Genomic DNA, 17,488 nt, shown 5'->3' on the forward strand with positions numbered 1-17,488 from the left:
TTGCCATGGAGCCGTCAACTAGCTGGATTTTTTCACTACGCGACTTAGTTCTGTCTTCTCTCAAGGATAGGGGCCTTCCTATCCCCGTCGACAGAGAAATCTGTAGCAGGTGGCAACAAGGACTCCCCTCCGGCCCCAAGGAAACGGTATTGTACACGTCCTGTATGTATCAAATGACGCCGATGATTCAGAAAGCCGTGGAGAATTTGGAGAAGTTCGGCGCGACGCGGGGAGGCGCCGCGTCTAGGGTGGCCGCCGTCGCGGCGAGGTATTTCGGCGGCCTCGTCCTGAGGCCAGACAAGGAGCATCTGGAGAGGGCATACAGCATCCTGAGAAGTATCTACAACATGCTTAGGAAGAGCAACGTAGAGGTTGGCTTACTGCCCGACGAGCCCTACTCCGGGGCTCTGCTCTACGAGCTTGGGTTCGTGGAGGACTTCGCCAGCTACGCCGCCGAGGTTTATAAATACTTCGAGGAGAGGGGGGTGCGCCGGGTTATTACCGTGGATCCACATACTCAATACGTGTTGGAGAGGATCTACCCGCAGTACGTGCCGGGGTTTGATCTAGATGTGCGTAGCTACCTTGAATATATAGACGTGTCGAGAGTCAAGGTGAAGATAAGTGGCTTTGCAATACACGACTCGTGCCTCTACGCGAGGTTCCTCGGGAAGTACGACTTAGTTAGGAGGATACTCGCCGGAGGCAACCCCGTGGAGGATCCCTACGTCACTGGGAGGGAGACTTCTGGGTGTTGTGGAGGGCCAGCTGAGTCTATCAACCCGCAACTCGCCACGAAAATTGCGCTGGGGAGGGCAAAAAAGCTCGCGGGGCTCTCCAGAACAGTCGTATCGGCCTGCCCGATATGCCTCGCCAACCTATCCAGGACCGGGATCGTAGAGGTGAGAGATCTCGCCGAGGTGGTGGAGCTATGAGTTGGGAAGTGGCTATCGAGCGGGCCAAGTCATCCATTGTGCCGAGGACGTACGACGTTTTGAAGAGATATCCCTACCTCCAAGAGATTAGGAAACAGGTTAGAGAGGCTAAGGAAGAGGTGGTGAAGAACCTCGACCACTACATCGAGGAGACTAGAAAAGCGGTGGAGAGGATAGGAGGCCGCTTCTACCTCGCCGGCTCAGCCCAGGAGGCCACCGAAATTGCGGCGAAGATTGTGGGAAGCGGAAAAGTCGTGGTTATGAGCAAGAACAACGTGGCAGAGGAGACTAAGTTACGTGAGAGGCTCGAGGCCGCTGGGAACGAGGTCTGGGAGACAGATCTCGGGGCGTTCCTCGTGCAGATCGCCGGGGAGGAGCCGTCACACATACTGGCGCCCGCCGTGCATCTCACCAAGGAGAGGGTTGCCCAGGTGCTTAGGGAGAGGCTGGGCATGGCGGTGCCCCCCGACGCCGTTGAGATAGCCGCACGAGTCAGGGAGTTCCTCCGGGATAAGTTCATCAAGGCAGACGTGGGCATCACAGGCGCCAACGCAGTTGCGGCTGACACAGGCGCCGTGGTGCTTGTGGAGAACGAGGGCAACATTAGGATGACCTCCGTGCTCCCGCCGGTCCACATAGTCTACGACGGGGTTGACAAAATCGTGCCGACTCTCGTAGTCGCCCAGCTGGTGGCCGACCTCCAGTCGGCATACGCCGGCCTGTACCCCCCCACCTACATGAACATATCCGCCGGCCCCAGCTCCACCGCCGATATAGAGATGACCAGAGTCTCGCCGGCGCAGGGGCCGAGGGAGTACCACATGGTGCTTGTAGACAACGGCAGGAGGGCCGCCGCCCGCGACCCCGTCCTCTGGGAGGCGTTGCTGTGCATAAGATGCGGCCGTTGCCACCTCCACTGCCCCGTCTACTGGGCCCTCGGGAAGGAGTTTGGAAAGCCGCCCTACACCGGCCCCATGGGCGTGATGTGGACAGCTGTGACCCGCGGGATAGAGGAGGCGGGCCCCCACGCGTTGAAATGCGTCCACGCTGGGAACTGCAGGGAGGTGTGCCCCATGGGTATAGACATCCCCAAAGTAATACATGAAGTTAGGGTTAGATACCTGAAGATTACTAAATAACACCAGTTAGGAAGCGGCTAATGTAGTAAACGTAAGCTAACAAGCCTACGGGAGCAGAGAGGCCAAAATAGCCAAATCTCCAAACAATTATTATTTCTATTATAGAAACCACAATAGCAAGCAGAAGTGCTAGAGCGGCCGCCTCACCCAGTGTGTAAACACCCAACGCCATAGCTACACCTGGATAAAAAGTGCCGTATAGAGCTTTTTCACCAATCATGGCACTAACTCCTTCATTATCTTGCCCCTTAAATAAGAATATCAAACCAACAATTGATTCAGGTATTACCGAAGCTATTGGGATAATTATCACGGCAAGAGCCGTCTTATCGACGCCTAGGGTGACTCCGAGCTCTACAATCCCAGCTACCAAAAACTCTGCACCGGTTGCAATGCTCAGAATAGCAACGAAAGTCTGCAACAGAGAGTTTTTTAGCCAAAGACCGCCCTCAGGCTCCTCAACCTCTTCTTCGCGTAGCATGTATTTTGCATATATTACGTAGAGAACCAGTAATAAAACGCCATATGCTCTACCTATTACGCCGTATTTTTCAGGATGTAGAAAAAGTATAGGAAGAAGAGGTAGCGTAAACGCTATGAGAGGAACAGCAATATCACGCGTGACGTGGGGTATCTTGTTTCTTCTTTTCCCGGCCACCCACGCACTAAACGTGGTGAGTAGAACCACGGGATATATAATGGTAGCCGCCATAAACGGCTGAGCAACTATCGACCCCCATGCTACCTCAAGCTCTCCTTGTAGAATAGCAACGGTAAACACAGCCAGTTCGGGAGCTGAGGTTATTAATGGAGCAAAAATAGCAGCGACGCCGCTCTTCGCCCGTTGATAACGCCACGAAATGTAGTGCACTAGTTGCTCAATTAACACACCTGACAAAAAGACAAGAACTACTCCAATTAAGACACCTAGAGGACCTGCCATTGCGAAAATCGAGGTATTGCTCATGCGGGAGGTAAGAATAAAGGTTTTAAATTTTTCTAGGATAGACACAAAGACAAATATTACATAGTTTAATATCTATACAGCATAAAAATTTAAATAAATTCTAAAAATAAAAGAGTTTATTAATTATCAATTCAATCTTCAAATATATATATATATTGTTTTTATAGGTAAGCCACAACTTTAGCAGTAATACTTAAATAATTAAAATATCTATATTCTATGGCAGAAGGAAAAAACACTCAATTATTGGGAAAACTTCCAATTGAGGTAGAGAATAAGATTCCCACACCAGAAGAAGTATTTAAAATCAGCAAGATAGGTATCAGAGAAAGGGTACTTGTTCTGTATGGATCAGCGCTGATAGCCCTCGGCGTGAGTGTCGGTAGCGGCGAATTTCTACTGGGGCCCGCCCAAGCAATTAAATATGGATTAGTGCTGGCGTGGCTTGTCCCAATTGGTGCCTTTCTACAAGCTATGTACATGTACAGCTGGGCAAAGCTTACAATAGCCACGGGAGAAACACCGATAACTCTCATGTTTAGAATAGCCACTTGGGCTGGCTGGCTGGGAGCACTCGGTGTCCTAGTGGGAAACATATGGGGAGGGTGGGCCTATAACTCAGCTGTGGCGCTGGCAGGCGGAGTTATGAGGAAGATACCGGGTCCACAGGATGTCGTGGCTGTGGGTATTGCGGGTGCCTCACTGCTGATTCTCACTTTCGTGATTTTAGCCCTAGGTAGACGCATAGCTAGAACTCTTGAGATTTTCAACTGGATAGATTTAGGATTTATATTTACATCTTTCATAGTACTTGCGATTATCCTAATTCCGCCGCAGATTTGGGGGGAGCTAGCCGCGGGTCTGATCTCTTTTAAGATACCTCAAGGCATCGATCCTGTCCAGTTGGCCGCGTGGTGGGGATATATAGGGCTCGCCACGGGTCTAAACTATTACGCAACTGCGTGGTTTAAAGACAAGGGATTTGGAATGTCTTCTCTAACGGGGTACATACCGGCTTTGATTGGCGGGAAGAGGATAGAGGTGTCTGCGTGGGGGAAGATTTTCAAACCTACGCCAGAAAACATGAGGATTTTCAAACGCTGGACAAATCTAGCGCTGGAGGAGCTAATTGTAATATTTTTCCTGGGGGCAATTATAGGAATGCTTATTCCAATGTCGCTGTCTTACGCCATAGCGAGAGGCTTTGGATTGACTCTTTCGTGGAACTTGCCCATGTGGTTAGCGCTTGCTTTAGAAAAGCTTTGGGGTTACTGGGCCTATTGGTGGGGGATTTTCGTGGCCGTATTTGTCTTGTTTAAGACACAGCTAGGGATTGTAGACGCTGTTGTCCGTAACATGGCAGACGCCGCTTGGAAATTCGACAATTTGAGGAAATTCTTTAGAAACGATATTAGATATCTATACTACCTTCTTGCCGCAGTGTATTTAGCATGGGCTTCAATAGCTTTCGTAGCCACAGCTCCAGGAGTGTTGATCTTAATCTCGGCCAATATGGCTAATGCGGGCGCTCTGTGGGGTGTCCCATTTCTAATATATCTAAACTATAAAATGCCTAAAGAGTTTAGACTGCACTGGTCTCTAGTCATACTGAATATAATCTTTATGATTATGTGTATTTACTTCATGTCGCTATCCCTGGGAAGAGTACTAGGTATTATATAAAATCCTATATTTTTTCAAATTTTATGTTGATATGATTTATTTTTATTTCTGAATTAAAGTAGCAAACCACCTTCGGAAATAATTATAAATATATTCAACATATTATAAATATACAGTTGGGACACGCCTTCTAGCAACGCAACTATAAAACATAGAAGCGATTCAAGGTACTACTTCCAGCGGCTCCCTAACAAGTTCTTTAAAACGTCGAGAAGTATGTAGGCAATCTCCTCAGGCGGCAAACCAAGCCTATCGGATAGTTCCTTAACAGTGCCCTCAGCAACTTGGTAGGCCCTCCTCCTTGCCTCTACTGCTTCTTTCATACCCCCTCCATATTCAACCTCTACTAATTCTCCAGTGGTGGCGAATCTCCTCTTCACGGGGCCGGGTCTCCTCGTCCTCCCCACGTAGAGTATGGGCTTGTATTTTTCGAGCATCCAACCTCCCTCCGTGAAGTCGTCGGTGGCGTAAACAGCCTCCACCCTCCCAATGAAAATGTCGTGATCCCCACCTACGTCGAGCACAGTCTTGAGGGAGCACTCTATTACGGCTGAGGCGCCCTCTATGGCGACACTGGGGATTTTTCTTGATGGTGTGAACTTGATGCCAGCCCTGTCGAATTTTTCTGACGCAAATCTCGCAGATACGTCCCCTAGAAGGGCCAATGCCTGCGTCTTGGAGAAGTCGAGATAGTTCACAGTGAAGTAGCCGCTTTCCCTAACAAGGCGGTAGGTTCTCCTCTCTGGCGCAAGCACCGTCAGTAGAAGTGGTGGGTTTGTGGACACAGCGGTGGTCCACACAGCTGGCATCGCGCCGACGATCTCGCCTAGTTTAGTAGCTATAATAGGCACTGTGGCTGGGTATATGACGTAGTGAAAAAGCTCCGGATTTACCTCCTTCACCGTGACTTGAGGAGTTTTATGAATTCTCTCATCCAAGCTGGGTTATCGGGCCAGGCCCTGGAGGTCACCAGGTTGCCATCTACTACAACCTCTTGGTCTACCCATGTCCCCCCGTTGTTTTCCACCTCAGGCCTTACTGCGATGTAGCTCGTCATTTTTCTACCTTTTACGACGCCGGCGGCGGCTAGTATGAGAGGGCCGTGGCATATTGCGGCCACGGGTTTATTTCTTTCAAAGAAGTGTCTAACAATTCTCTTCACGTCTTCGCTGGCGGCGACTCTCACGTATTCAGGCATCCTGCCGCCCGGTATCACGAGGCCGTCGTACTCCTCGGGCTTTACCTCTGATAGGGGTTTTTCTACCCATGGGAAGTTGTAGCCGGGCTTCTCCGTGTATGTCTCCCAGCCTTGCTCAAAGTCGTGCACCACCGTCTTCAGAGTCTTTTTGCTTGGAGCCGCAACGTGCACCTCGAACCCCTCCTCCTTGAGCCGGAAGTAGGGGTAGAAGATTTCAAGCGCCTCTACGGCATCGCCGCCTATGATTAATACCTTCTTTGCCATGATACAAGCTCTGTAGGTCTATTTATATGTTAATAGAGGCGGCAGGCGACGAATCTGCCGTTTTTAACCTCTCTCAGCGCGGGGTCCTCGCGGTCGCATTTCCCTTTTATTGCTACTGGGCAACGGGGGTAGAATCTACAGCCCGGCGGTGGGTTTATGGGGCTCGGGGGCTCGCCCTGGAGGAGTATCACCTTCCTACTCCTAGCCGCCTTGGGGTCTGGGACGGGTAGCGCAGAGATTAGGGCTTGGGTGTAGGGGTGTAGCGGTTCTTTTATCACGGCGTCTGCGGGGCCTAGCTCCACGATTTTGCCCATGTACATCACAGCGATTCTATCGCTCATGTACCTCACCGCGCCTATGTCGTGGCTGATAAAGAGGTATGTAAGCCCCAGTCTCTTCTGTAGATCTTTCAACATGTTTAGAATCTGGGCCTGTACCGAGACGTCGAGGGCAGAGGTGGGCTCGTCCAGCACCATAAACTTCGGCTCTAGTATCAAGGCCCTGAGTATTGCAATCCTCTGCCTCTGGCCCCCGCTGAATTCGTGGGGGTATCTATGCAACTGGCCCCGCTCCAGGCCTACGAGCTCCAGCATCTTGCCGATGTAGTCCTCCGGGTCGGGTATGTTGAGTCTATGGACTTTGATCACCTCCAGCAACGTCTGGTAAACTGTTAGGCGGGGGTTTAGAGACATGTATGGGTCCTGGAAGATTATCTGCGCCTTTCTCCTAAACTCCCTGAGCCTAGACCCCGACAGCTTGGTGACGTCCTCCCCGTCGAAGTATATCTTGCCCGACGTCGGCTCTATCAGCCTCAGCACCAGCCTGCCTAGGGTGGTCTTCCCGCTACCCGTCTCACCCACCAGCCCAAGCGTCTCCCCCTCGTATATTTCGAGATCCACCCCGTCTACCGCCTTGACGTAGCTCCTCGGCCTCAGCAACCCGCCCACGGGGAAGTATTTGCTGAGTTTTTCCGTCTTTACAAGGATCTTCATACGTAGAGCCAGCAGGCCACCTTATGCCTCTCTCCTACGGTGGGGGGCTCCTCCCGCTCGCATTTACCCTTTATAGCCACAAGACATCTTGGATGGAAGCGGCAACCAGGCGGCGGGTTGATTAAGTTGGGTATTGTGCCAGGTATGGGCTCGAGCCTCCCCTGTGGATTGAGGGGATTTACCACAGCCCTGAGCAGGCCCTTGGTGTAGGGGTGTCTCGGGTTTTGGAAAAGCTCTTCGACTGGCGCCTCCTCCACAATCTTGCCGCCGTACATCACAGCAACGCGGTCTGCGAACTCGGCCACCAAGCCCATGTTGTGGGTGATAAAGATTACAGACATGCCGAACTCCTCCTTCAACCTTTTAAATAGTTGCAGTATCTGGGCTTGCACAGTGACGTCAACAGCCGTGGTGGGCTCGTCTGCAATTAATATCCTCGGCCTGTTGCTGATAGCCATAGAGATGACGGATCTCTGCTTCATTCCCCCAGAGAGCTGATGGGGGTAGGACTTAGCTCTGCTCTCGGGGTCGGGGATAAGCACGCGGCGGAGGAGATCCACAGCTTCTGAAAAGTACTGTTTAATCTTGCCCCCGCGGTGCGCGGCGACGGCCTCACCTATCTGATATCCTATCGTGTAGAGGGGGTCCAGGGCTGAAGACGGGTCTTGGAATACGTAGGCAATCTCCGCCCCCCGAATTTTCCGCAACTCTTCCTCTGGCAACTTCAGTAGGTCGATTTCCTCGCCGTCTCTCCTATATATCGCGGAGCCTGAAATGATCCTGCCGGGGGGCTGTATCAGTCTGGTGATTGCCCGGGTGGTGACGCTCTTGCCGCTCCCCGTCTCTCCCACGATTGCCAGCACCTCTCCCTTATACAGGTCAAAGGACACCTTCTCCACAGCCTTGACCACGCCGGCGTAGGTGTAGAAGTACACTGTGAGGTCTTTAACTTCTAGAATTTTCATACTCCAAACTCGATGCGTCTCCTGTACTTGGGGTCGAAGACGTCTCTAAGAGCGTCGCCGAGGAGGTTCCAGCCCAGCGCCGTTAGGAATATAGCCACGCCGGGGAAGAAGACCAGCCACCACGCCGTGGGGAACCGGCTACCCCCCATATTTATCAAGGAGCCCCAGTCCACAATCGGCGGCTGGGCGCCTAGGCCGAGGAAGCTGAGGCCCGCGGCGAGGAGATTCACAGATGCGAAGTCGAAAGTTACGAGGACCACCACTGGAGACATTATGTTTGGCAGGATGTGCCTCGTCATGATGCGCCACGCGGAGTAGCCCAGCGCCTTCGCCGCCTCTACGTAGGTCTTCTCCCTCTCTACAAGCACCATGCCCCTCACCACCCGGGCGTATGTGGGCCACCACACGATTATCAAAGCCGTGAAGATGGAGATCAGCGGCGCGAGGTGTATCGCGTCTTCTGGCTTAACCCCAAAAACCGCCGCCATAAACGAGGCGAAGGCTGGATTAGAGATCAGCACTTCTCTAATGCGCTGCGGCAGTGTGGCGGCGAGGGCGAGCGCAAGCACCAAGGCGGGGAAGGCGAGAAAGATGTCCGTAATTCTCATTATAGCCTCGTCGATCTTCCCCCCGTAATACCCCGCAAGAAGGCCTAGCAGAATTCCCAGGGGGACGCCGAGGGCGATGGTAACCACGGAAATGACTAGCGACACCCTGGCCCCGTACAGCATGAGGCTCAACACATCTCTCCCGTATATATCCGTGCCGAGCACCATCCCGTGAGCCCCGGGGGGCGCGAGGTAGAGATCAGGATTTTCGAGATAGAGAAACTGGCCGTAGCTGTAGGGGGCGAGGTAGGGCCCCAGGACGCCGACGGCCACGAACCCCAGCGACAGCACTAGGCCTATGACACCCGTGGGCGATCTGTTCAGCGCGTAGAGGGTGAGTCTCCACTCCTCTACCCGCGACTTGTTCCTGGCGTACCAATCCCTCCTCACTAGAGTAATAAGCTTCACTAGGAGCCTGATTAAGCCGTCTGAAACTTTGTCAAGCGCCTTCATATCAATACCTCACTCTTGGATCCACAAAGGCGTAGAGCACGTCTACAACAAAGTTCGTCACTACGTATATTATGGCGAAGACGAATGTGGTAGCTATGATGGCGGGGAAGTCGAGGTAGTATATAGACTGGACGGTGTAGTACCCGAGGCCGGGTAGGCCGAAGATAGTCTCGGTGATGGGGGCCCCGCTGAGAGATGCACCGAACTCCAACCCAATAATAGTGATGATGGGAACCAGGGAGTTTTTAAAGACGTGCCTCCTCACCCAGCCCGTGGGCACGCCCTTGGCTTGTAGATATTCCACGAAGTCCGCCCCCAGCGCCTCCACTGTAGAGTTCCTCACAAACCTGGCAATTATCCCAGCGCCAGTGAACCCGAGCACGAAGCCGGGCAACCAGTACCTCCCGACGATTTGGGCCAGGCTTTCAAAATCCCCCGTAATCAAGGCGTCGATCAGCGGTATGCCCGTGACCACCGCTTTGGAGGTGGGGACGCCGGCCAGCGTTATAGATCTAAACTGTACAAAAAACACTAGTATAAGCAGGTAGGCGAGGAGGAAGGCGGGCATAGACACGCCGATAAGGGCGAATATCCTCACGGCGGTGTCTATCTTCGTGTCTCTCTTGTACGCCGCCACGAGGCCAAGCGGAACTCCGATAACCACTGAGAAGAATATGGAGAAGAGCGCCAGCTGTAAAGTAACCGAAAAGCGGGACGCTATGTCGCTAAAAACATTGTTCCCAGTGCGGGGGCTGATGAGGTTGCCCTCGAATAGCCTGACGAGGAAGTAGTAAAACTGCTCGTACCAAGGCCTGTCGAAGTAGTAGTACTGCTTGATTTTCTCAATAACCTCTGGCTTCGCCTTTTCCCCACCTGCCCACGCCCTCACTGGGTCGGCCGGGATGGCGTAGGCTATCAGATAAGTAATAAAAACAACGCCGAAGATTGTGGGTATAAAGGTGAGTAGGCGTCTTATTAAAAATTTTCTAAAAGAAGACATAGATGGGAAAAAGTTTAGGGTTTAAATCCGTATAGCTGTTGCCACAGTGTGGCGTTCCAGTAGTACGGGTTGTACTTCAACACTATGTATGAATCCTGCTGGTAGTCGGCTACGTAGTAGGGGCCGGTAGATATGGGCTTCTCGTGGAGAAGTCTGTGAGTGGCGTCGTCCTCGCCTGTCGTGACGTATTTTGCCCACGCAGCCGGGTTCTTTCCGTTGTTAGAATCTGCTAGTGCCTGTTGGTACTTGTCGCCGAGGGCGTACTGCATCGACACAATCATTGTAAACGGCGCCGCGAGTATAGGCAGAATCGCCGGGTACGCCTGCGTCAGCTCGAGCTTGACCACCCCGGCCGTGGGGCCGGAGTAGCCGAAGATTTTCATCAAGTCGTCCCAACTCTTCACGTTGTAGGACTTCCCGGCGTACTCTGTGACAAGCCCCTTGGAGAGCACTTGCTTAAACTCGTCTTCGGTCAAGACGGAGCTGGCATTGACGTCTACGTATGTAGTGATCATCCAGCTGGGGTCCAGCGACAGCCTGGCTATCCTCCATATGGAGAACAACACGTCAACCGCATCGATGTCATAAACCTTGTTATTCCACGGCTCGTACGCCTTCATCCCACCCCTAATCACGAAATACCACGTGGTGCCGTTTTCGTCGTGGGCCCAAGCCACCGCTCCAGAAGGCACCACGTACTCAGTATTCTCCCTCCAGAAGGTGACTAACGTAGTGCCTATTTGCGTGAAGATTTCCCAGCCAAAAGACTCGTAGCTTGCGGCGGGGTCAAAGCTCTGTGGCCAGCCGATGGTGGCTATGACGTATGTGTCGGGGCCGTTCTTGTAGTCCTTGATACCAGTGCTGACGACGGGGGCGTCCGGCGTCTCCCACAGCAGGTCGTATCTCTCGAGCTCCAGAGGCGTATAGTAGCGCCCCTTCACCCAGTTCCAGTTGTGCATGAAGAACTTTGCCTGGCCTAGCCATATAATCGCGGGATCTACGTTGCTGGCTATCGATATCGCCTTGTAGAGAGCTTCTCTCAGCATTGGGTCAAAATGCGTCCTCGCGGCGACTATCATGGCGTCTACATCGTAATTCCTGTAGAACGCTGGGTTGATGTCTACGAAACCTGTGCTGGCGTTCACTGGTTTGGTATTCGCCAGATCCACCTCGTAAGCCACTATGTAGATCTTCTTCCCGGCGGGGACCTCAGCCTTGGCGCCGCTACCCTTCGGTCCTACGACAACAACGGCTTCTCCCACGTCGAACACCTTCGCGGAGGAGAGCATGGAGGATATCTGCTGAGCCGTGCCCTCAACTACATCTAGCGTCTTGAACCTGGTGCCGCCGTAGAACAGCGGGCTTGCGTAGTCGTCTGGGTCCAGGTAGTCTGGTAGCCAGCCGATTATATACACGTCGAAGTCTCCCTTCTCCGTCTTGCTCAGCAACGTCGGCCAGTTCAGAGGCTCTGTGGTCACTTTAAAGCCTAGCCTGGCCCAGGCGTTGGCCAGGAGGGCCGCGGTCTGGGCGCGCTGGTCGTTGCCGAGGTTGAAGTCGATTACTATTGTATACTTTGTGGGATCTATGCCGCTCTTCTTTATCAACTCCTGTGCCTTGGTAATGTTGTAGGTGTACTTAACAATGCCATAGTCTGTGTAGCCGGGCAGGCCCTTTGGAATTACGGCGTACAGCCTGGCGTATCTGTTTGCGTATATTCTGGAGAGGATTGCGTCGTAGGGCACCGCCCAGGCCAGCGCTTGTCTAACGAGTGGGTTGTTAAAGGGCTCCTTATTGGCGTTTAAGACGATGTACTCTATTGTAAGCGTCAGTAAGTTGGGATCCTCCCGTAGCTCTATCATGTAGTTCCCCATCTTAGTCCCCACCACCTCGTTCAGCCTATCCAGCGGCACGGCGGCAATGTCAGCGGTTCCAGTCTTGTAGAGCTGTATCCTAGCCGTCGCGTCGTTGTTGATAATGTAGATCACATTTTTGTGGAAGACCTTCTGAGGGGCAGTTGCCGTGGGTGAAGGCGAGGTTGTGGTCTGCGTCGCTGTGGGAGACGGCGTAGTAGCGGTGGTAGTTTGAGTTGTCTGTGGAGTTGTCGGTGTAGTGGTTTGCGTCGTAGTTGGAGTGGTTTGTGGAGTTGTCGTCGGTGGAGTCGTGGTGGGGGTTGTGGTCGGGGGGGCTTTTGGCTGCATCAGTAGCACAGCCGCGGCCGCGATCAACACAAGGGCAATAACAATACCGGCTAGCGCACCTTTTGAAATACCCTTAACTTTAGGCATTTCTCTAGTAATATGTATGGTTTTTAAATATTGCCCTAATCCCCGCCCTTTATTAATTCTATGGCTTTATCCAGCTGGGGATCGCGGCCTTCTCTGTAGTCCTGCGGCGCTATTTCTACCTCTACGTCGGGGTCGACTCCGTAGCCCTCTATGCCGGTTCCGACGTCGTCTGTCCAGAAGGCGTATTTCGGCTGGGTGATTATGGTGCCGTCTACCAGCTTGTAGCGGGTGTCTATGCCTACTGTGCCGCCCCAGGTCCTCTTGCCCACCACTGGGCCGAGCTTCAGCCGCTTGAAGTCGTAGGTGAAGATGTCGCCGTCTGACCCCGCGTGTTCATTTGTGACGAGCACCAGCTTCCTCGGCAACACCAGCTCGGGGTATGGAAACGGCTTGAAGTGGCGGGTGAGGAATTTTCCGAATATGCCCACGGCGGCTCTTAGGATCAGCATTCCTGAGGTGTGGCCGCCTCTGTTGTACCTCACGTCTATTATAAACGCCTCCTTGTCCCCCTCGGCGTTTAGCGATTTGAAAAACTCGGCGTATCCCGAGGGCCCCATGTCGGGTATGTGGATGTAGCCCACGGCGCCGCCGGTGCGCTGGTGTACGTAGCGCCTGTTCGCCTCGACCCAGTGGCGGTATATGATGTACCTCTCGTCGCGCACCGTCCTCACGATGTACCTCTTCACCTCGCCGCCTCTCTCCACCTCCACGGCCACCGTGTCGCTTGTCCTGTTTAGAAGTGCGTACTCGGGCGGCGCCCCCAGGCCGAGCTTCACGCCGGCGATTGCCACCACGCAGTCCCCCTCCCTCACGTCGACGCCCGGGGCGAGGAGGGGGGACTTCTCGTTTTCGTAGGAGGGATCCCCCATGTATATCTTCGCCACGCGCCAGCACCCGCCGTCCCACTTAAACTCGGCGCCGAGCCCGCCGACGAGGTAGGGCTTGTCCACCTCGAAGTCTGGCACTATTTCGTAGGCGTGGCTAGTGCCTAGCTCTCCCTGCATCTCGTTTATCAAATCGCTGAGTTCGTACCTAGTGCCGACGCGGCTCAGCAGAGGCTCGTACTTCCTATAGACGGCGTCCCAATCCACCCCGTTTAAATCGCCCCGCCAGTAGTGCTCCTTCATCAAAAGCCAGGCCTCGTGGAACATCTGCCTCCACTCCCTCTCCGGCTCTACGTACACCTTTACCCGGGACATGTCGAGAACGCCGCTCTTCCGCCCAGGCTCCCTGGACTGGAGGTCGGGCTTCTTATCCACGTCTATGAGCCTAAGCCTGTTCTCCTCTTTGACTAGGACATACCTACCGTCGGGCGAGGCCCTCAGCGCGGAGACGCCGGACATCAGCTGATCCTTCAGCTTGGTCTCTAGGTCGTATACCTCCACTGCTCCCCTCCGCTCCTGGGCAGACCAGAGGTAGTACCTCAGGGCGCCCTCCACGTCGTACTTCAGCCACGCCACCTTCCCCCCCTTCAGGCCGACCACGGCAGCGTAGAGGCCCTCCTCGACGGGGATCGGCTCCACCCGTGTGGCGATGCCCTCCACGTCTATATCCTCGGTCTTACCCTCAGCCCTTCTGTATTCGACAAATGGCGAGGTGTCGCCTTTCTTTAAGACTGCGAGGTAGGGTTTTGAGTGCTTGGCGAATATGTAGCTGAACTGCACGGGGTCCAGCGCGGGGTTGAGGGCCCTCCTGGATAGGAAATAGAGGTACCTCCCCTCTGGATCGAAGGCCGGGGAGTAGTCGTAGGCGGTTGGCGTAGTCACGTCGTACGTCCTCCTAGTGGCGGCGTCGAGGAGCTTGATGTTTTGGGTGTAGACGCCGGCTGGCTTGGCGTAGGCGAGCCACCTCCCGGAGGGGTGCCACGCCATCTCAGTGATGAGGCCGTACTCGCTCTTGTCTGCCAGCTGCGCCGAGCCCGTCTCCATGTCTATTATCCAGAGCTCGCCTCTGTGGTTCGCCGCGGCGAGCCTCGTCTGCCTCAGCGCCAGGGCCTCGATTATGCCTATCCCGGGCTCCAGCCTCTTTATCAACGCGCCGTCCATGCCGTACACCTCCACGGCGCCGTCGTAGGTGGCCACGGCGACCCTCTCCCCGTCTGTGGCTATGTGTTTGTAGCGCACGCCGCCTCCGCGGGCGCCTAGCTGTAGCACAGCCCCCTCCCAGCTGGGGACGATAAAGGCCTGTCCTCTGGAGACTAGGGCTATTCTCTCGCCGGAGGCGAGGGCAAAGTACTCGAGGTACTTCACAGCGTCTACGAACTTGGCCATCTTCGCCTTGCGGGAGAGGGGCAGGTCGATGCCTAGCTTCTCAAGCCTATCCGCCGCGGGGTCGTACAGCCATATGTCCCCAGCCACCTGGAACACAACCCGCCTCCCGTCGCTACTGGCATTTCTCACGTAGTAGTCCTTGAAATTAGTGTGCCTTTTGAGATCCCCGCCTGCGAGATCCACGGAGTAGAGGTTGCCCACCCCCTCGTGGTCGGAGACGAAGTAGACTCTGTCCCCCACGATCATGGGGGAGGTGATGTTGCCCGGGAGGTCGAGGAACTTCTCAAAGGTCTTCCCGCCGTCTCTGCTTATCCACAGCACCCCCTTCGTGCCTCCTCTGTACCGCTTCCAGTAGGGGAGGTCGTAGGTATTTCTGCCCAGCACCACCACACCACCCCTCCCGTAGACCAGCGCGGTGGCTGGGCCTAGGTTCAGCCTTTCGTAGATGCCGTCTAGCGACACCGCGTACAGCTCGCGCCACTGGGGGAAGGGTGTTTTAAAGTCGCTGTAGACCAGGACCCTCCCGTCGGGGATCCATCCCACTATTCTGGTGAAGGGGGTGCCGAAGTAGGTTACGCGCCTCGGCTCCCCGCCTCCTGACGGCACCACATATACGTCGGCTGTCGTGCCCTGGTCCGTCTGCTGTAGCCGTGTAAAGGCAATCCACCTCCCGTCTGGAGAGAACTTCGGCCTCACCACGACGCCGAAGTCCGACGTAAGTCTCTGCCCCACCCCGCCTGAGTACTTCCAGAGATCGTCCTCAGCTACGAAAACCACCTCGTCGCCGTAGATATCTGGGTGGAGGTAGTAGCCCCGCATAGGCCATCGTTGACCCCCGTTAATAAGCATTTAAAAACGCCAAGGCCGTATACATCTAAAGATGGCAAACTCTGTGTTTAGAGCAATATGGAGGAAGCCCCCATTAGTGATGTCATCTATGGCTAGGTGGGGTCTATCACTGCTATAAATACGTCGTTTACATTAGTACCTGTGTATCCGGTGATTATGTCCCTGCCTAGATGGTTAAAGAATGTGTAGCTGTCGTTATTGTTTAGGTATTCCAGTGGGTCTAGCCCCCTCGCCTCCGCCTCTTCCACGACTCCTCCATCTACCACAGCCCCGGCCGCTGGGCTGTTTCCATCTACGCCGTCTGTCCCCATGCAGGCGGCCGAGATGTTGCGCATACCTCTGATGGCGAGTGCAAAGGATAGGCAGAGCTCTTGGTTTCTCCCGCCGCGGCCCCCTCCCCGCACCGTGACGACTGTCTCGCCTCCTGCCAGTAGCGCAAGTGGGGGCCTCCCGGGCAGGCCGTGGTAAACAACGCTCTTCGCCACGGAGGCTAGGACCCGCCCCGCTTCGCGGGCCTCGCCCTCTAGCATCGAGGTGAGGATCAAGGGGCTGTAGCCGACGCCTTTTAGGTAGCCGCCGGCGCTACGTAGCGACGTCAAGTTATTGGCCACGATGATATTCCACACCTTGGCTAAGACTGGGTCCCCCTCCTTGACAGTGTCGCCTCCACTTTCTATAACCGCACGGATGCGTGTAGGAAGCTCTTCCCACAGCCCGTACTTTTTCAACACTCTTATGGCGAATTCCCTAGTTGTCCCGTCAGGCGCCGTGGGTCCAGACGCTATCGTGTCTAGACGATCTCCCACGACGTCGCTCACTATCAGCGACGCCACATGCCTAGCCTTTATGAACTTTAGGAGCTTGCCGCCCTTCACTCTTGACAGCCTTTTCCTAACTGCGTTTAACTCCACTATATCCGCCCCCCTCCTCATCAACTCGCCAGATACGTGGGCAATATCTTCAAGCTGTATCCCCTCTTCCGGCAGTTCAAACAACGCCGATCCACCTCCCGAAATTACAACAAATACGAGGTCCCCCTCCCCCACGCCTTCAAGATATTCGACAAGGCGGTGGGAAGCAGACAAGGTGTTGTCTTTAGGAATTGGGTGATCTCCCTTAACCAGCTCTATAGGCCCGGCGCGGCCGCCTCCGGTTGGCGTTATGACTACCCCGCCCCTCACCAAGTCGCCGAGTAGATCTACCAACGCCTCGGCCATCTTCCCCGACGCCTTCCCAAACCCCACGACGTGGACCCCTCCCCCCACCTCCACCGCCTTCCCTCCTACCTCGACTACGTCACCTCTTCTTTTCACGCTAGAGGCCACCGCCGTGTAGGGATCTGCCGCGGCCAGGGCCTCCTCCAGCGCTTTTGTCAACACCTCGCCGCGGGGGAGTTTTACAAGCGACTCACGGTTACGGATAGACACATTTATACGATATCACGGCTTTATACCTATATACCTATTACCCCCACCTATCCCACAGAGAGGGCCTTACTCCAGCCCCTACGGCGTAGCCGTTTTCTGACCTCAAGTTGTGTAGTGGCTTGTTCAGCCACGTCCTACGGCGCCGTATTGATGTACTGGGCTAAGCTGTGGACGGCTTCCTCAGCACATTTTCTCCAAGCGCCGCTTACCAGAAAAGGCACCTGCGCAACGGCAAGTCCCCGAGCCTCCCCCTCAAATTTCTAATTTCGAGAGACCCCTGATCACTGGGTGTTGCCTTTATCTCAATTCTGAAGTTCGCCCTGGTACGTAAACGTGAGGCGCCTCCCGCCGCCGCTATGCTATCCTCTTTAGTCTCCGCCATCTTTGAGGTGAGCGTTCTTTTTACCTGATATGCGGCTTATCTTCACAGCGGCCTCCCCCTAAGTATTCGCC

General features: G+C 54.5%; 13 protein-coding genes. 3 read left to right on the plus strand and 10 right to left on the minus strand.

Annotated elements, in window-relative coordinates; translation table 11 throughout:
• The first annotated feature begins 5 nt into the window (after positions 1-5).
• Both P186_RS12340 and P186_RS12345 read left to right on the plus strand, forming a co-directional pair.
• Entirely contained in the window at positions 6-935 is a 930-nt protein-coding gene (locus P186_RS12340; protein WP_148683063.1) for a heterodisulfide reductase-related iron-sulfur binding cluster, read from the plus strand.
• The gene (locus tag P186_RS12345; protein ID WP_148683064.1) at positions 932-2,074 is read left to right on the plus strand and encodes an LUD domain-containing protein; all 1,143 of its coding nucleotides are present in this window, start codon (positions 932-934) and stop codon (positions 2,072-2,074) included. Before P186_RS12340 ends, P186_RS12345 begins: the two co-directional genes overlap by 4 nt.
• On the opposite strand, the gene P186_RS12350 is transcribed toward P186_RS12345, so the two are convergent.
• Complete coding sequence (locus P186_RS12350) at positions 2,067-3,041, minus strand: sodium:calcium antiporter (protein WP_420835144.1); 975 nt, start codon at positions 3,039-3,041, stop codon at positions 2,067-2,069. The two genes, P186_RS12345 and P186_RS12350, sit on opposite strands and share 8 nt — an antisense overlap.
• Before the next feature lie 219 nt (positions 3,042-3,260).
• On the opposite strand from P186_RS12350, the gene P186_RS12355 reads away from it, so the two are divergent.
• Positions 3,261-4,724, plus strand: coding sequence for an Nramp family divalent metal transporter (locus P186_RS12355; RefSeq protein ID WP_014289845.1), 1,464 nt, complete (start codon positions 3,261-3,263; stop codon positions 4,722-4,724).
• Between the two features lie 170 nt (positions 4,725-4,894).
• Here P186_RS12355 and P186_RS12360 read toward each other — a convergent pair whose 3' ends face one another.
• The 9 genes from P186_RS12360 to P186_RS12400 form a co-directional block, all read right to left on the minus strand.
• The gene (locus P186_RS12360; RefSeq protein ID WP_148683065.1) at positions 4,895-5,626 is read right to left on the minus strand and encodes a flavin reductase family protein; all 732 of its coding nucleotides are present in this window, start codon (positions 5,624-5,626) and stop codon (positions 4,895-4,897) included.
• Positions 5,623-6,186, minus strand: coding sequence for a DJ-1/PfpI family protein (locus P186_RS12365; RefSeq protein ID WP_014289847.1), 564 nt, complete (start codon positions 6,184-6,186; stop codon positions 5,623-5,625). The genes P186_RS12360 and P186_RS12365 overlap by 4 nt, the downstream gene beginning before the upstream one ends.
• A 29-nt stretch (positions 6,187-6,215) precedes the next feature.
• The gene (locus P186_RS12370; protein WP_014289848.1) at positions 6,216-7,178 is read right to left on the minus strand and encodes an ABC transporter ATP-binding protein; all 963 of its coding nucleotides are present in this window, start codon (positions 7,176-7,178) and stop codon (positions 6,216-6,218) included.
• Complete coding sequence (locus P186_RS12375; protein ID WP_014289849.1) at positions 7,175-8,143, minus strand: ABC transporter ATP-binding protein; 969 nt, start codon at positions 8,141-8,143, stop codon at positions 7,175-7,177. The genes P186_RS12370 and P186_RS12375 overlap by 4 nt, the downstream gene beginning before the upstream one ends.
• Complete coding sequence (locus P186_RS12380) at positions 8,140-9,204, minus strand: ABC transporter permease (protein ID WP_014289850.1); 1,065 nt, start codon at positions 9,202-9,204, stop codon at positions 8,140-8,142. Before P186_RS12380 ends, P186_RS12375 begins: the two co-directional genes overlap by 4 nt.
• A gap of 1 nt (position 9,205) precedes the next feature.
• Positions 9,206-10,204 carry an ABC transporter permease gene (locus P186_RS12385; RefSeq protein WP_014289851.1) on the minus strand — a complete coding sequence of 333 codons (999 nt, stop codon included), beginning with the start codon at positions 10,202-10,204 and terminating at the stop codon, positions 9,206-9,208.
• A 14-nt stretch (positions 10,205-10,218) separates the two neighbouring features.
• Positions 10,219-12,489, minus strand: coding sequence for an ABC transporter substrate-binding protein (locus P186_RS12390; protein WP_014289852.1), 2,271 nt, complete (start codon positions 12,487-12,489; stop codon positions 10,219-10,221).
• A 35-nt stretch (positions 12,490-12,524) separates the two neighbouring features.
• Positions 12,525-15,578: a S41 family peptidase gene (locus P186_RS12395; RefSeq protein WP_014289853.1), complete on the minus strand. Its 3,054-nt coding sequence runs from the start codon at positions 15,576-15,578 to the stop codon at positions 12,525-12,527.
• A gap of 122 nt (positions 15,579-15,700) precedes the next feature.
• On the minus strand, positions 15,701-17,035 hold the full coding sequence (locus P186_RS12400; protein ID WP_014289854.1) for a glycerate kinase type-2 family protein: 1,335 nt from the start codon (positions 17,033-17,035) through the stop codon (positions 15,701-15,703).
• Positions 17,036-17,488: the final 453 nt, after the last annotated feature.

The sequence above is a fragment of the Pyrobaculum ferrireducens genome (genome assembly GCF_000234805.1).
Taxonomy (GTDB): Archaea; Thermoproteota; Thermoprotei; order Thermoproteales; family Thermoproteaceae; genus Pyrobaculum; species Pyrobaculum ferrireducens.

Excerpts from the sequence above, each read along its gene's own strand:
- P186_RS12350 (WP_420835144.1), bottom strand. The coding sequence starts at position 3,041 with ATGAGCAATACCTCGATTTTCGCAATGGCAGGTCCTCTAGGTGTCTTA.
- P186_RS12345 (WP_148683064.1), top strand. The coding sequence starts at position 932 with ATGAGTTGGGAAGTGGCTATCGAGCGGGCCAAGTCATCCATTGTGCCG.
- P186_RS12375 (WP_014289849.1), bottom strand. The coding sequence starts at position 8,143 with ATGAAAATTCTAGAAGTTAAAGACCTCACAGTGTACTTCTACACCTAC.
- P186_RS12395 (WP_014289853.1), bottom strand. The coding sequence starts at position 15,578 with ATGCGGGGCTACTACCTCCACCCAGATATCTACGGCGACGAGGTGGTT.
- P186_RS12370 (WP_014289848.1), bottom strand. The coding sequence starts at position 7,178 with ATGAAGATCCTTGTAAAGACGGAAAAACTCAGCAAATACTTCCCCGTG.
- P186_RS12365 (WP_014289847.1), bottom strand. The coding sequence starts at position 6,186 with ATGGCAAAGAAGGTATTAATCATAGGCGGCGATGCCGTAGAGGCGCTT.
- P186_RS12390 (WP_014289852.1), bottom strand. The coding sequence starts at position 12,489 with ATGCCTAAAGTTAAGGGTATTTCAAAAGGTGCGCTAGCCGGTATTGTT.
- P186_RS12340 (WP_148683063.1), top strand. The coding sequence starts at position 6 with ATGGAGCCGTCAACTAGCTGGATTTTTTCACTACGCGACTTAGTTCTG.
- P186_RS12355 (WP_014289845.1), top strand. The coding sequence starts at position 3,261 with ATGGCAGAAGGAAAAAACACTCAATTATTGGGAAAACTTCCAATTGAG.
- P186_RS12380 (WP_014289850.1), bottom strand. The coding sequence starts at position 9,204 with ATGAAGGCGCTTGACAAAGTTTCAGACGGCTTAATCAGGCTCCTAGTG.
- P186_RS12385 (WP_014289851.1), bottom strand. The coding sequence starts at position 10,204 with ATGTCTTCTTTTAGAAAATTTTTAATAAGACGCCTACTCACCTTTATA.